At 65.8% G+C, this 13447-nt stretch carries 14 protein-coding genes and 1 riboswitch; of the genes, 7 read left to right on the forward strand and 7 right to left on the reverse strand.

The features are described from left to right. From H5T60_04515 to H5T60_04530, 4 genes are all read left to right on the forward strand, one after another. The coding region (locus H5T60_04515) for a galactokinase (protein MBC7241688.1) at positions 1 to 408 on the forward strand (408 nt) is incomplete at its 5' end. 40 nt (positions 409 to 448) lie between these two features. Next, a riboswitch (molybdenum cofactor riboswitch) is annotated at positions 449 to 589 on the forward strand. Positions 590 to 677: 88 nt separating this feature from the next. After that, positions 678 to 1394, forward strand: a complete 717-nt coding sequence (locus H5T60_04520; GenBank protein ID MBC7241689.1) for an ABC transporter permease — start codon at positions 678 to 680, stop codon at positions 1392 to 1394. After that, positions 1391 to 2122, forward strand: a complete 732-nt coding sequence (locus H5T60_04525; GenBank protein ID MBC7241690.1) for an amino acid ABC transporter ATP-binding protein — start codon at positions 1391 to 1393, stop codon at positions 2120 to 2122. The genes H5T60_04520 and H5T60_04525 overlap by 4 nt, the downstream gene beginning before the upstream one ends. Before the next feature lie 23 nt (positions 2123 to 2145). Next, positions 2146 to 3012, forward strand: coding sequence for a substrate-binding domain-containing protein (locus H5T60_04530; protein ID MBC7241691.1), 867 nt, complete (start codon positions 2146 to 2148; stop codon positions 3010 to 3012). Between the two features lie 22 nt (positions 3013 to 3034). Here the strand turns inward: H5T60_04530 and H5T60_04535 are convergent, their stop codons facing one another. Further along, complete coding sequence (locus tag H5T60_04535; GenBank protein MBC7241692.1) at positions 3035 to 3403, reverse strand: hypothetical protein; 369 nt, start codon at positions 3401 to 3403, stop codon at positions 3035 to 3037. Between the two features lie 189 nt (positions 3404 to 3592). On the opposite strand from H5T60_04535, the gene H5T60_04540 reads away from it, so the two are divergent. Then, positions 3593 to 4324, forward strand: coding sequence for an L-2-amino-thiazoline-4-carboxylic acid hydrolase (locus H5T60_04540; protein ID MBC7241693.1), 732 nt, complete (start codon positions 3593 to 3595; stop codon positions 4322 to 4324). Here the strand turns inward: H5T60_04540 and H5T60_04545 are convergent. The 5 genes from H5T60_04545 to H5T60_04565 all read right to left on the reverse strand — a co-directional run bounded on the left by H5T60_04545 (position 4308) and on the right by H5T60_04565 (position 9474). Beyond that, positions 4308 to 5045, reverse strand: a complete 738-nt coding sequence (locus tag H5T60_04545) for a dihydroorotate dehydrogenase electron transfer subunit (GenBank protein MBC7241694.1) — start codon at positions 5043 to 5045, stop codon at positions 4308 to 4310. The two genes, H5T60_04540 and H5T60_04545, sit on opposite strands and share 17 nt — an antisense overlap. Next, complete coding sequence (locus H5T60_04550) at positions 5020 to 5979, reverse strand: dihydroorotate dehydrogenase (GenBank protein MBC7241695.1); 960 nt, start codon at positions 5977 to 5979, stop codon at positions 5020 to 5022. Before H5T60_04550 ends, H5T60_04545 begins: the two co-directional genes overlap by 26 nt. Beyond that, positions 5946 to 7343 (reverse strand): orotidine-5'-phosphate decarboxylase, encoded by a 1398-nt coding sequence (pyrF, locus tag H5T60_04555; protein MBC7241696.1) that lies wholly within the window; start codon positions 7341 to 7343, stop codon positions 5946 to 5948. Before pyrF ends, H5T60_04550 begins: the two co-directional genes overlap by 34 nt. 21 nt (positions 7344 to 7364) lie before the next feature. Next, positions 7365 to 8336, reverse strand: coding sequence for an aspartate carbamoyltransferase (gene pyrB / locus H5T60_04560; GenBank protein MBC7241697.1), 972 nt, complete (start codon positions 8334 to 8336; stop codon positions 7365 to 7367). A 79-nt stretch (positions 8337 to 8415) separates the two neighbouring features. Beyond that, positions 8416 to 9474, reverse strand: a complete 1059-nt coding sequence (locus H5T60_04565; GenBank protein MBC7241698.1) for an amidohydrolase family protein — start codon at positions 9472 to 9474, stop codon at positions 8416 to 8418. Between the two features lie 354 nt (positions 9475 to 9828). Here H5T60_04565 and mutS point away from each other — a divergent pair, with 354 nt between their 5' ends. Beyond that, a complete protein-coding gene (mutS, locus tag H5T60_04570; GenBank protein MBC7241699.1) occupies positions 9829 to 12420 on the forward strand; it encodes a DNA mismatch repair protein MutS in 2592 nt (863 codons plus the stop codon). After that, a complete protein-coding gene (locus H5T60_04575; protein MBC7241700.1) occupies positions 12417 to 12872 on the forward strand; it encodes an NUDIX domain-containing protein in 456 nt (151 codons plus the stop codon). Before mutS ends, H5T60_04575 begins: the two co-directional genes overlap by 4 nt. Positions 12873 to 12874: 2 nt before the next feature. On the opposite strand, the gene H5T60_04580 is transcribed toward H5T60_04575, so the two are convergent. Continuing rightward, positions 12875 to 13447 (reverse strand): nicotinate phosphoribosyltransferase (locus tag H5T60_04580; protein ID MBC7241701.1); only part of this gene is annotated, 573 nt, incomplete at its 5' end.

Below are 13447 nucleotides of genomic sequence, written 5' to 3' on the forward strand. Positions count from 1 at the left end.
GAGCTGGAACGGTGGGCCGGCCGGCTGGATCCCGCGGTGTATCGGCGGGCGCGGCATGTGGTGGGGGAAAATGCCCGCACCCTGCAGGCGGCGGAGGCTATGCGCAGGGGGGACGCGCCGGAGCTTGGCCGGCTGATGAACGCCAGCCATATCAGCCTGCGGGATGATTTCGAGGTCACCGGGCCGGCGCTGGATGCCGTGGTGGAATGCGCCTGGGAACATCCGGCCTGTCTCGGCGCGCGCATGACCGGCGCCGGCTTCGCCGGCTGTGCCATCGCCCTGGTGGCCGCGGCGGGGGCCGGCGATTTCGTGGAACAGGTCATGGCCTGTTACCGCCGGCGCACCGGGCTGGAACCGCAGGCGTATGTGTGCACCGCCAGCGCCGGCGCCAGCGCGACCAGCGCTTGACATTATCAGGATTTTCCCATATATTGGGTGCAAAAGTGAGAAACTGCACGTTCTCCGAGTTGCAGGGCCTACGGCCGGCGGGCTATGGACTGCAACCGCAGTACCTCAACGGCGAGGTCAAAGGTGAAGATGGAAACGTCTTCGCCCCCCGTATTTGGAAAGGAGAACGCCTTGTGTGCTGATACCAGCCGGCGTCTCCTTTGCGAAGACGTCGGTTTCTTTTTGCCGGCGACAGCGCCGCCGGCCAGCCAGCACAGGAGGAAGCCGCCATCGATACGCTTCTGCAAGGTCTGCGTCAAGCCGTTCACCTTATCCTGAGCCTGGACCCGGAAGTCCTGGAAATTGCCGGCCTTTCCCTGCGCGTCTCCGGCACAGCGCTGGCCATCAGCGTCCTATTGGGGGTCCCATTGGGCGCGGTCCTTGGACTGCGGCGCTTCACCGGATGGTCCTTCCTACGGCTGATGCTGTACACAGGGATGGGACTGCCGCCGGTGGTGGTCGGCCTGTTCGTCTATATCCTCCTGTCGCGCAGTGGCCCCCTCGGCGCGCTCAATGCCGCCCTCATCCCGCGGCTTTTCACGCCGGCGGCCATGATTGTGGCCCAGACGCTCATCATTTTCCCCATCGTCACCGGCTTTACCATGGCGGCACTGCTGGGGGTAGACCCCTTGCTCCGGCAACAGCTCCTCTCCCTGGGTGCCACTCCCTGGCAGGCGACCATGACGCTTCTGGTGGAGGCGCGCGCCGGCATCGCCGCGGCGGTGGCGGCCGGCCTGGGCAGGGCGCTGGCAGAGGTGGGCGCGGTCATGATGGTGGGCGGCAACATCGCCGGCGAAACCCGCGTGCTCACCACCGCGATCGTGCTGGAGACCAGCAAGGGCAATTTTGATGTGGCCATTGCCCTGGGGTTGATCCTGCTGGCCATGGCGCTGGTCATCAACTTCGTGATCCTCCAGCTTGAGGAAAGGTTCTTCCGCCCATTATGAGCGAGGCCATCTTTCGACTGCGCAATCTGCGAAAGGAATACCAGCAGAGGCTCGTGCTGGATATCTCCTATCTGGAGATATACCGCGGCGAAATCCTGGTGGTCGTGGGGCCCAACGGTTCCGGGAAGAGCACGTTACTGCGCCTGCTGAACTTTCTGGAGCCGGCCACATCGGGCGAGATCGAGTTCATGGGGCATTCCATCCTGCCCGGCGCGCCGGTGGGCCTGCATCTGCGCCGGCAGGTGACCATGGTCTTCCAACAGCCAGCCCTGCTCAACCGCTCCGTCCTGGCCAACGTGTCCTACGGCCGGAAGGTGCGGGGCATGCCGGCCCAGAACGGCGCGATGACGCGCTTGCTGGAGCGGCTCGGCCTGGCCTCGCTGGCCGGCAGTCATGCCCCCAACCTTTCGGGTGGTGAACGACAGCGTGTCGCCCTGGCACGGGCGCTGGCGTTCCAGCCGGCGGTGCTCCTGTTGGACGAACCCACGGCCAATCTGGACCCCTACAACGTCAGCCTTATCGAAGGGCTGATCCGGGACCTGAATCGCGAACAAGGCACGACGATGGTGCTGGTCACGCACAACGTCTTTCAGGCGCGCCGGCTTGGCCATCGCGTGGCGTTCCTGCTGAACGGGCAGGTGGTGGAGATCGCGCCGGCGGAGCAGTTCTTCACCGCGCCGCAGGATGCCCGCACCCGTGCCTTCCTCAATGGGGAGCTGGTTTGGTGAGCTTTACATTGCTGGGGCACAATATGCGCCGACGAAATGCCTTTGCCGTCTTCTTGCTCCTGCTGGCAATCACACTCACGGGATGCGGCTCGCGGTCCGTTCCGCCGGCCGGCAGAGCCTCCTGCACCTCCATTATCCTGGCGACCACCACCAGCACCGAGAACTCCGGCCTGCTTGACTATCTCCTGCCTTTCTTTCAACGCCAGACAGGCATATCGGTCAAGGTTGTGGCGGTGGGCACCGGCCAGGCGCTGAGGCTGGGGGAGGATGGCAATGCAGACGTCCTGCTGGTGCATGCGCCGGCGTTGGAGGAAGCTTTCATGGCCGCCGGCTACGGCGTGGACCGCCAGCCAGTGATGTACAACGATTTCGTTATTGTGGGGCCGGCGAGCGACCCGGCCGGCATCCGCGGCCTGCGGACCGCCGTCGAGGCGTTTCAGCGGATCGCCCAGGCGCAGGCAGTCTTTGTGTCGCGCGGGGATGAGTCCGGGACACATGTCAAGGAGAAGGAGATCTGGCAGGCCGCCGACATTACGCCGGCGGGGGAGTGGTACCGCTCCGTCGGTCAGGGCATGGGGCCAACCCTGACCACTGCCGCCGAGATGGGAGCATATACCCTTTCCGATCGTGCCACGTTCCTCACCATGAAGGCAAAGGGCCTGGCGCTGGAGATGCTGGTCGAGGGGGATGAGAATCTCCTGAATCCCTATTCGGTGATCGCTGTCAATCCCCAGCGCTATCCCCAGCTATGCTACGCCGGCGCGAAGGCATTTGTCGAATGGATCACGTCTTTGCCGGCGCAGGAGCGTATCGCTTCCTTCGGGCAAGAGATATACGGCCAGTCCATTTTCTTCCCTGATTCGACAGCGTGGCGGCAAGCGCACCCGTAACGGGTGCCTGACGACAAGAGCCTTATTCGTAGCGATTGTGGTAATATTCCGAGGTGCGGCGGCTGGATGGGGCTGTACCGGAGGCTGGTTTCAGGGGCGCCTGGATATTGCAACCACTGCGGAAGCGCACCTGCGGTCGGATCTCCCGATGTTCGGGGCACTCGGTCCAGTACAACTGCTGGTAGAGGAATACCAGCAGGTCTTCCTTATAGGCCGCCAGCTCTGCGGACAGCGCCCAGTAAATGCGGGTACCGCACCCACGGGGGCAGATGAGGACGCCTGTCAAGGGGGGCTGAGCTTCATCGCCGGCGATGCGTTTCATCCAATCCGCCAGGTCCTCCTCGAGCGGCTCACGCGTGACAAGAATGGCGGCGCGTTCCGTGATGATCACTTGGGTTGCTCCTTGCCACATGTTCAATTCAGACCACCATGGAATCCCTCAGGGCTGGAAAGCTACCGCCGGCGCGATAAGGTTCGCCTGCCGCGCACACCTCCATTATACGAGCGGCAGGGCAGTGACGTCAATGCTTATGTCTAGTCTTTAAGCTTAAGAAGCCTTATAGCCTCGTGGAGGGGTAGGGTGATAGGTCCCGATCGGAGTGCGAGGGGATTATCCCGCCGGCGCATGCTGGCCCTGCTGGCCGGCATACTGGCCGGCGTGTTCCTCATGGGAAGGCGCTTGCGGCGAAAAGCCGAGCTTCCTTACGGCCGGCTGTGGCGGTCCGCGCTGGCGGAGTCTTTCGGCATGCCGGCGGCCGGCGCGATCGTGGGGTCCGCCGGCGAAGAGTACCGGCGGTTGATCCGCCACCAAGCCTGTCCGCGCCATCCGGTGCTGGCGTATCATCTGCACTGGCAGATTCTGCCGGCGCTGGCGCTGTACACCGCGCTGCGCCGGCACGGCGTGGAGCAGTCCCGGGCGCTTCAGGAGGTCGAGCGCCTGGCCTGGCGGGAAATCGGGCCGCTGTATCAGCGCGCCATCGGTTGGCTCAAGGTGGTTCCCGACCCATTCCCGGCCTGGCGCGTGTTGGTGCGGCTGGCCATGCGCACCATTTTCCCGCCGGCCGGCTGGCGCACCGTGCCGGCCGTGGATGATGGCATCTGTTACGGGTTCGATGTGGTGGGATGTTGGTACCATGAGACGCTCACGGCACTGGGAGCGCCGGAGCTGACAGCGGTGTTCTGCACGATGGACGATTATCTGGCGGGGCTGGTGCCGGCGCCGATTGGGTGGTCCAGGCAGGGGACCATCGGCACGGGCGCGGCGCGGTGCGATTTCCGCTGGTGCCGGCGAATCGCTAGCCGGGGATCCTGAAGACCGGCCCATCCCGGCAGACAAGCTGGTCGCCGCAGGTGCAGGAGCCGCATACGCCGATGCCACAGCGCATATAGGCCTCGCGGCTGAGCTGTGCCGGCAGGTGGTATTCTCGGGCAAGCGCCTCCAGCGCGTCGAGCATGCCGGCCGGCCCACAGGCGTATAACGCGTCCGGCCGGAGGCTTGTCAGCAGTTCCTCGACGGCCTGCGGTGCCAGCCGCGGCGGCTGGCCATCGGAACCGTCGTCGGTGCAGGTGTAGACCTCACAGCCAAGCGTGCGAAACTCGTCTACCAGGAGCAGATGCTGGCGTGAACGGGCCGCCACCAGCACCGCTACGCGCCGGCCTTCCTCTCTCGCGCGCCGCGCCAGGAAAGCCAACGGCGCCGCACCATAGCCGCCGGCGGCCAGCAAGAGATGCCGGCCCTCCAGCGTAAATCCCTGCCCGAACGGCCCGCGCAGCCACAGCCGGTTCCCCTGGCCCAACCGGTGCATGGCCCGGGTAAAACGCCCGACCTCCGCCACAGCCAGCGTGACCGGCTGGGCGTTCATCAGGCTGAAGGGCTTTTCATCAATGCCCGGCAGCCAGACCATGACGAACTGGCCCGGCTCGGCGTTCAGCGAGCCGTCCAGCACGAAGCGCTTGACGGCCGGCGTCTCCTGCCGCACCTCGCGGATGGTCATCGGGAGCGGAAGCTCAGGGTTCCATGTGCCGTCGCGCATGTGCCAGTCCTCGAATTTCGTTGAGGGATGCATATCCATGAGAGGCCAGGTAGTCCCGCACTTCCGCGGCGATGCGGGAGAAGACCGCCGGCCCATCCTGGATCACTGCCGAGCCGATGCCCACCGCCGTGGCGCCGGCCATGATCATCTCAATCACGTCGCGCCCGCAGGTCACGCCGCCGGTCCCGATGATGGGCACGCGCAGGTGCGCCCACAGGTCGTATACGATGCGCACGGCGATAGGGCGGATGGCCGGCCCGGAGATGCCCCCGACCCGATTGGCGAGGATGGGCCAGCCGCTTTCAATATCAATCACCATGCCAGGGCCGAGGGTGTTGATGGCGGTGAGACCGTCAGCGCCGGCGGCGACCACAGCCTTCCCGATGGCCACCACGTCCGTGACGTTGGGGGAGAGCTTGACCAGCAGGGGGCGGTCACAGACGGCGCGCGCGGCGCGGGTGACCTCCGCCGCGGCGTCGGGGTCGAGGGAGAACGGCCGGCCGAACTCCGCCTCCACATTCGGGCAGGAGATATTCAGCTCTACCAGGTCAGGCGGTACCGTGCAGACCCTGCGGGTCACCTCGGCGAACCCCTTCACCGAGTCGGCGAAGACGCTGGCGATGAGCGGGACGCCCAGGGGCTGAAGCCGCCGGCGCGTTTCCCGGAGGATCTCGACTGCCTCGTCAATGCCCGGGTTCGCCAGCCCGACGGCGTTGATCAAGCCCGGCCCCCAATCCAGCACGGTGGGATTGGGATGGCCGGCGCGCGGCTCCGGCCCGCAGGATTTGCAGGTCACGGCGCCGGCGCCGTTCTTCGCCACCCGTTCCATCAGCTCGGCGGTCGTGCCCAGGATGCCCGAGGCCAGCACCAGCGGGTTGGGCAGGAGCACGCCGCACAGGTTCACGCGGAGGTCGGGCGAGAGCTGTTCAGCCATGTCAGCACCTTTTGGCGCTCGCCGGCATCAATCCGGCCGTGCCGCAGGAGGATGTCCAGCATCTGGGTCAGGGTGAGCACCGCGTGCAGGCGCAGGCCGCGCGCCGCCAGGTCCTCGCGGCCGCCGGACTGTCGGTCAATCAGCACCACGACGTCCTCCACGACCAGGCCGGCGTCGGTGAGGGGCTGGATGGCCTCGAACTTGCTGGCGCCGGTGGTGATAAGGTCGTCCAGCACCACCACCCGCTCGCCGGCGCGGTATTCCCCCTCGATGGCCTGGCGGGTGCCGTACTCCTTGACCTCCTTGCGCGGGTAGATCATGGGCCGGCCCGTGCGCAGGGACACCGCCGTGGCGATGGGCAGGGCGGCGTACGGGATGCCGGCGATGCGGTCGAACGTCAGCCCTGCCAGCAGGCGCGCATAGGCGCCGGCGACCTCCTCGAGCAGGCGCGGGTGCGAGGCCAGCCGGCGCAGGTCAATGTATATTGGCGAGACCAGGCCGGACTTCAGGGTGAACTCCCCGAAGCGCACACAGCCGGCGTCGAACAGCCCCAGGGCGATGTGCTCCGCCGGCAGGGAGCCGCGCCGCGCATTGATGCGCTCGCGCAGTTCCAGGGCGGCCTGGCGCGGGTCGGGGGTGCCGATAATGCCGCGCGAGGAATTGATGATGAGGCCAAGGCCGTCAGGCCGCAGGCCGGCGTCCAGGCTGGCCTCCAGATCGCCGCCCTGTGCTCCGACGCCTGGTAGTAAGACCCACGTCTGCGGCAGTATCCGGCGCACGGCCCGCAGGCGGTCGGGGTAGGTGGCGCCGACCACGACGCCGACGTTGCCGGCGCTGGAGAGGCCGGCGACCATCTCTGCCACCCGCTCGAAGAGGGGCTTCCCCTCACAGGAGAGCATCTGGAGCTGTTCCGCGCCGGGGTTGGAGGTGTGGCACAGCACGAACACACCTTTGTCCCGGTAGCGGAGGAAGGGCTCCAGGCTGTCGGCTCCCAGGTAGGGATTGACGGTGACCGCGCCGGCGCCCCACACCTCGAAGGCCGCCCGGGCATAGGCTTCGGCGGTGCTCCCGATGTCGCCGCGCTTGACATCCAGGATGACCGGCACCTCGCCGGCGATGTAGTCAATGGTGCGCTGAAGGGCCTGGAGGCCTTCTAGCCCCAGCGCCTCGTAGAAGGCGAAGTTGGGCTTATAGGCGCAGACCAGGTCGCGTGTCTGGTCAATGATGTAGCGGTTGAAGGCGAAGAGGGCATCGGGCCGGCCGCGAAACCGCTCCGGAATATGCTCCATCTGCGGGTCCAGCCCCACACACACCAGCGATTGATTGCGCAGGGCTGTTTCTTCCAACTGCTGGCAAAACCCCATGGGCCTTCTCCTCTGGTTGGGCTATGCCTTGCCCAGGACGGCGGCCAGCAGGGCCATGCGGATGTACATGCCGTTCTCCATCTGGCGGAAGTAGGCCGCACGCGGGTCGTCGTCCACGCGCATATCGATCTCGTACACGCGCGGCAGGGGGTGCATCAGGATCATGTCCTTTTTGGCCCTGGACATGACATCCGGATCAATCACGTAGTAATCCTTGACCCGCTCGTACTCGTCGGGATCGTCGAAGCGCTCCCGCTGGACGCGCGTCACATAGAGCACATCTATCTCGCCGATGACATCATTCACGTCCTCGAACTCATGATACTTATGGCCGGACTGGCGGAGCTCCTGCAGGATTTCCTCGGGCATGCGCAGGATGTCCGGTGAGACGAAGTAGAACTCGGTGTCATATAGGCTGAGCAGGCGGGTGAGGGAATGCACGGTGCGGCCGTACTTCAGGTCGCCGAGCATGGCGACTTTCAGCCCATCCAGCCGCTTCAGCTCGTCGGAGATGGTGTACAGGTCCAGCAGGGCCTGGGTGGGGTGCTCGCCGGGACCGTCGCCGGCGTTGATGACCGGTTTGCGCGCCGCCTTGGCCGCGATGGCCGCCGAACCAATCTCCGGATGACGGAGGACGATGACATCGCAGTAGCTCTCCAGCGTGCGCACCGTGTCGGGGAGGGACTCGCCCTTGGTCACCGAGGAGTAGCGCACCTCGTTGATGGCGATGACGCGGCCGCCCAGGCGCAGCATGGCGGCCTGGAACGATGCGCTGGTGCGGGTGCTCGGCTCATAGAAGAGGTTGGCGAGGATTTTGCCGTCCAGCAGGTTGGCCTTGCCGAACCGTTTGACCAGGGCGCGCATTTCGTCGGCCACGCCCATGATGTAGCTCAGCAGTTGGCGGTTGAACTGCTTCACCGAGATGATGTCCTGTCCGTACAGGCCGTTGTTGACGTTATCCGCCGGCACGGCGGCTTCGCGCGGGTCCTTCATGTCATACGACTGATACAACATAGTCAACCTCCTTTATGTGTTGTTTGCGGATCGTCATATGGTTGATGTTTGCGCCGGCTCAGCCGGCGAAGAGGTTCCGGCCAAATCCGGCCGGGACAAGCACATTCCCGTCCTCGTAGGCCAGGGTGCCGCGCAGACGGACGCGCCGCACCCGGCCGCGCACCTTCATGCCGGCGAAGGGGCTCCAGCCGCAGCGCGTCTGCAGGCCTTCGTTCCTGATCTCCCATACTGCGTCGGGGTCAAACTCCACCTCGGCGGCCGGCATGGGGAGGTGGTAGATGCGCGCCGGCGCATAGTGCAGGCGCTGTACCACATCCTCCATGCTCAGGCGTCCCTCGCTCACGGCGGTCAGCAACAGCGGGAGCATGGTCTCCAGGCCCGGCACCCCGGGAGGTGGGTTTTCTCCCAGCTTCTCCTGGCGGGTGTGAGGGGCGTGGTCGGTGGCGAAGCAGTCGATGACGTCCAGGTTTTCCCACAGCGCGGCGCGGTCCCTTTCGCTTCCCAGCGTCGGTTTCATAAACCCGAAGGGGCCCAGCCGGCCGGCGTCGGCCTCGGTCAGGAAGAGGTGGTGCGGCGTGACCTCGCAGGTAATGGGAGCGCCGGCGGCCTTACTGCGGCGGATGAGCGCGATCTCCTCCGCGCGGCTGACATGGCAGAGGTGGGTGGGCTGGTCATAGGCGCGGGCCAGGGCGATGGCCGCCGCCAGCATGGGGCCTTCGGCGTGGATGGCGATGGGGCCGGGGCCGCGCCAGGTCTGGAAGTGAGCGATCATGGCCGGCAGTTCGCTCATCAGGAGGGGGCCGTAGGTATGGCCCAGGTACATTTTGAGGCCGGCCGCCCGGCGCCCCAGGGCAGAGACCTCGCCGGCGTTGTCCGGGCCGGCGCCAAGGAAAAGCCCGAAATCGCAATGTGCTTTCTGTTCTGCGATTCGGGCTTTTTCCTGCAATGCCGCTTGATGCACTGTCGGGGGGCTGGTATTGGGCATATCCAGCACTACCACAATGCCCCCCGCCAGCGCCGCTCGGGTGCCGGTGGCAAAATCCTCTTTATGGGTTCCTCCCGGATCCCGGAAGTGGACATGGACGTCGGCGAGCGCCGGCAAGATGATCGTCCCCATACGCTACCGCTCTGCTCCTTATTGGCCGGCCTGTCACAGGGCGCAAAAAAACGCTCAAGAGAAATAGTATCCCTTGAGCGTCGTCGCTATCCATCGAACGTGTGCTGGTATTTTTCGCAAGCCCATGCGCGTACAGGACATGGCCTGGCCTCACGGCATTTTCACCTATTATACATTAGATCGAGCAGTCGTCAAATTGAAAGCCTGGGAAAATGCCGTCGGCATCTCCGGCGCCAAACGCTCCATCCCCTTTCATACCGTTTCATCGCGTCCGTCGTGCGCGCGTTGACCAAATGGCCGGCGTGGATTACAATTCATCCGGCAATCCTGGGAGATGAGAGTGAGGAACGTACGATGTCGGTGACGCCCATGCGCCGGCAGTATCTGAATATCAAACGCCAGTATCCCGACGCCATCCTGCTCTTCCGGCTGGGGGATTTTTACGAGACCTTCGACGATGATGCCCGCATTGTCTCGCAGGTGTGCGATATCGTGCTCACCTCGCGGCCGGTGGGGGGCGATAAGCGGGTCCCGCTGGCCGGCGTCCCGTATCACGCCCTCGAGAGCTACCTGGCCAAACTGCTGGCCGCCGGCTATAAGGTCGCCATCTGCGAGCAGGTCAGCGATCCCAATGGGCGCGACCTCGTGGAGCGGGAGGTGGTGCGGGTGGTGACGCCCGGCACAGTGATTGAGCCGGCCCTCCTGCCGGAGCGGCGCAACAATTACATCGCCGCGGTGATCCTGGAGGGGGAACGGGCCGGCCTGGCCTATGCCGATATCACCACCGGGGAATTCGCTACCACCCAGATGGAAAGCCGCGATATCCTCCAGCGCCTGACGGAGGAGCTGGCGCGGCTTCAGCCGGCGGAGCTCCTGTGGCCGGCGGGGAGCGCGTGGCCGGCGGCATTCCAGACGCTTCCCTCGGCCCGCACCGAATATGACGACTGGCATTTCGATGAGGAGACCGCCCGGCGGGCGCTGATGGACCATTTCGGCGTCTCTACGCTGGCCGGCTATGGCTGTGACGGCCTGCCGCTGGCGGTGCGGGCGGCCGGCGCGCTCCTGCAGTACCTTCAGCATACACAGAAAGGGGCGCTCTCCCAACTGACCGGCCTGCATACCTATTCCACCGAAGATTTCATGACCCTCGACCCGGCCACCCGCCGCAACCTGGAGCTGGTGGAGACCATCCGCACCCACTCTACGGAGGGTTCTCTGCTGGGGGTGCTGGACCACACGCGCACTTCCATGGGGGCGCGGTTACTGCGGCAGTGGCTGAACCAACCCCTGTTGGATCGCACCCGGCTGGAGCGCCGGCTGGACTGCGTCCAGGCCCTGGTCGAGGATGGCCTCCTGCGCGCCAACCTGCGCAAGCATCTGGAGAAAGTCGGGGACCTGGAGCGGCTCATCAATCGCGTGCGGATGGGCACCGCTCGGCCGCGTGATTTGGTGGGACTGCGGCGGGGACTGGAGGTGGTGCCGGAGATCGCCGGCCTGGCGGAGAAGATGCCGGCCGGCTCGGCGCTGGCGGAGCTGGTGGCCGGCCTGGATGCCTGTGGGGAGGTGGTGGACCTGCTGGCGCGCGCGGTGGTCGAGGACCCGCCGGCGTTATTATCCCAGGGCGGCGTCATCCGTGAGGGGTTTCATGCCGAGCTGGACGAACTGCGCCGCCGCTCGCGCGATGCCAAGGATTGGGTAGCGCGGCTGGAGCAGACGGAGCGGGAGCGCACGGGCATCAAGTCGCTGAAGGTGGGCTATAACAAGGTCTTCGGCTATTACGTGGAGGTGACGCGGCCGAACCTGCACCTGGTGCCGGCGGACTACATCCGCAAGCAGACGCTGGCCAACGCCGAGCGCTTCGTCACCCCTGAGCTTAAGGAGTATGAGGCGCTGATCCTGCACGCGGAGGACCGCATCCTGGAGCTGGAGGCGTTGCTCTTCAAGGAGGTTTGCGAACGGGTGGCGGCGGAGGCCGGTCGGGTCCTCGACACGGCGCGCCGGCTGGCGCAGTTGGATGTCCTGGCGTCGCTGGCGGAGGTGGCGGTCGCCCACCGCTATGTGCGGCCGGAGATCACCGAGGATGATGTGATTGACATCCGCGCCGGCCGGCATCCCGTAGTGGAAGTCACCCTGCGCGACCATCCCTTTGTGCCCAACGACGTGTATCTCTCGCCGGAACAGCAGATCATCATCCTGACAGGGCCGAACATGAGTGGTAAATCCACGTATCTGCGCATGACGGCCCTGATTGTGCTGATGGCGCAGATCGGATCATTTGTGCCGGCGGACGCCGCGCATATCGGCCTGGTGGACCGCATTTTCACGCGCATCGGTGCGCAGGATGAGATCGCCGCCGGCCAGTCCACCTTTATGGTGGAGATGATCGAGACGGCCAACATCCTGCATCACGCTACGCCGCGCAGTCTGGTCATCCTCGACGAGATCGGGCGCGGCACGAGCACGTATGACGGCATCTCCATCGCCTGGGCGGTGGTGGAGTACCTCCATCATCATCCCAACCTGCGCGCCAAGACCCTGTTCGCCACCCATTATCATGAGCTTACGGAGCTGGCGGAGCGGCTTCCGCACGTGCGCAATTACAACGTGCAGGTCACCGAGGTGGGGGATCAGATTGTGTTCCAGCACCGCATTGTGCCGGGTGGGGCGGATAAGTCCTACGGCATCCACGTGGCGCAGTTGGCCGGCCTGCCGCGCGCCGTGGTACAGCGGGCGCAGGAGATACTGGAGCGGCTGGAGCGCAACGGCACACGGGCGCCGGCGGCCGGCGTGCGCGAGCCGCCGGCGAGCCAGCTTCCCCTCTTCACCCTCACGGACCCCATCGTGGAGGAGCTGTTACAGCTTGACATCAACACCATGACGCCGCTGGAAGCCCTGAACACGCTGTATGCCCTGCAGAAGCGGGCACAGTCCAGGGGGAAGCGATGACGGCACGTTTTGCGCTTTCCGCCGGCGGGGTCGTTCTGCGAAGGGGGCCGGCCGGCGGCTGGGAGGTGGCGCTGATACGGGTGCGGTTCCCTGACGGTTCGGAGCGCTGGGCACTGCCGAAAGGGCTGGTGGAGCGCAAGGAGCCGCTGGAACAGGCCGCCTGCCGCGAGGTGCGGGAGGAGACCGGCCTGGAGGTGGAGGTCATCCGCCGGCTGGAGCCGCTCGAGTACTGGTACTGGTGGGAGGAGGACGACCAGCGTGTGCGCGTGCACAAGAAGGTCTATTTCTTCCTAATGCGGGCAGTCGGCGGGGATGAGCGCCGGCACGACGCTGAGGTCGAGGAGGTGCGCTGGTTCCCGCTGGAGGAGGCGCCGCGCTGGGCGAGCCATGCCAGCGAGCGCAAACTGCTGGAGCGCCTGGCCGGCTCGCCCGAAGAACTCCCGGGGGAATAGGGTCAGAGGGCCGGCGAGCTCCTCTGCCCCGCGCGGGCCTTCTGGCGGGCGGCATGGATGAGCTCCTGCTTCAGGTTCCACAGCCCTTCGGACAGCGAGACGTGGTATATATGGGGGTTGACCAGGCGTTTGACGCCGGCGTCGAGGCGTTCCACATCGGCGCGCCGCAGGGCGCGGATATCCTCCAACGACGGCAGTTCGTAGACCAGCTTGCCGTCCACCAGGATGTCCACCAGCAGGGGCTCGATGCCGGAGATTTCATCCTGTGTCAGCACGCGCCACTTTTCCGGGTCAGACGGGTGGTGCAGGAGCAGGCGAGCGGCGGAGCGGGGCTCCTCGTGGGCCAGGCACAGGAGGTCCGCGGTGGCTTTGCCGCGGCGGTCGTAGATGCGCCAAACGCGCTTCTCCCCGGGGTTCAGCGTTTTGTCCGGGGTCTCGGATATCTTGATGGCCGGCTCCCAGCCGGCGCGGTTGCGCACCGCCACCAGCTTGTAGACGCCGTCGAGGGCGCTGTGGCCGTGGGAGGTGATGAGGCGGGTGCCGACGCCGTACGTCAGCCGGCGGATGAGCCGGTC

It is taken from the genome of Anaerolineae bacterium (genome assembly GCA_014360855.1).
Classification (GTDB): Bacteria; Chloroflexota; Anaerolineae; order JACIWP01; family JACIWP01; genus JACIWP01.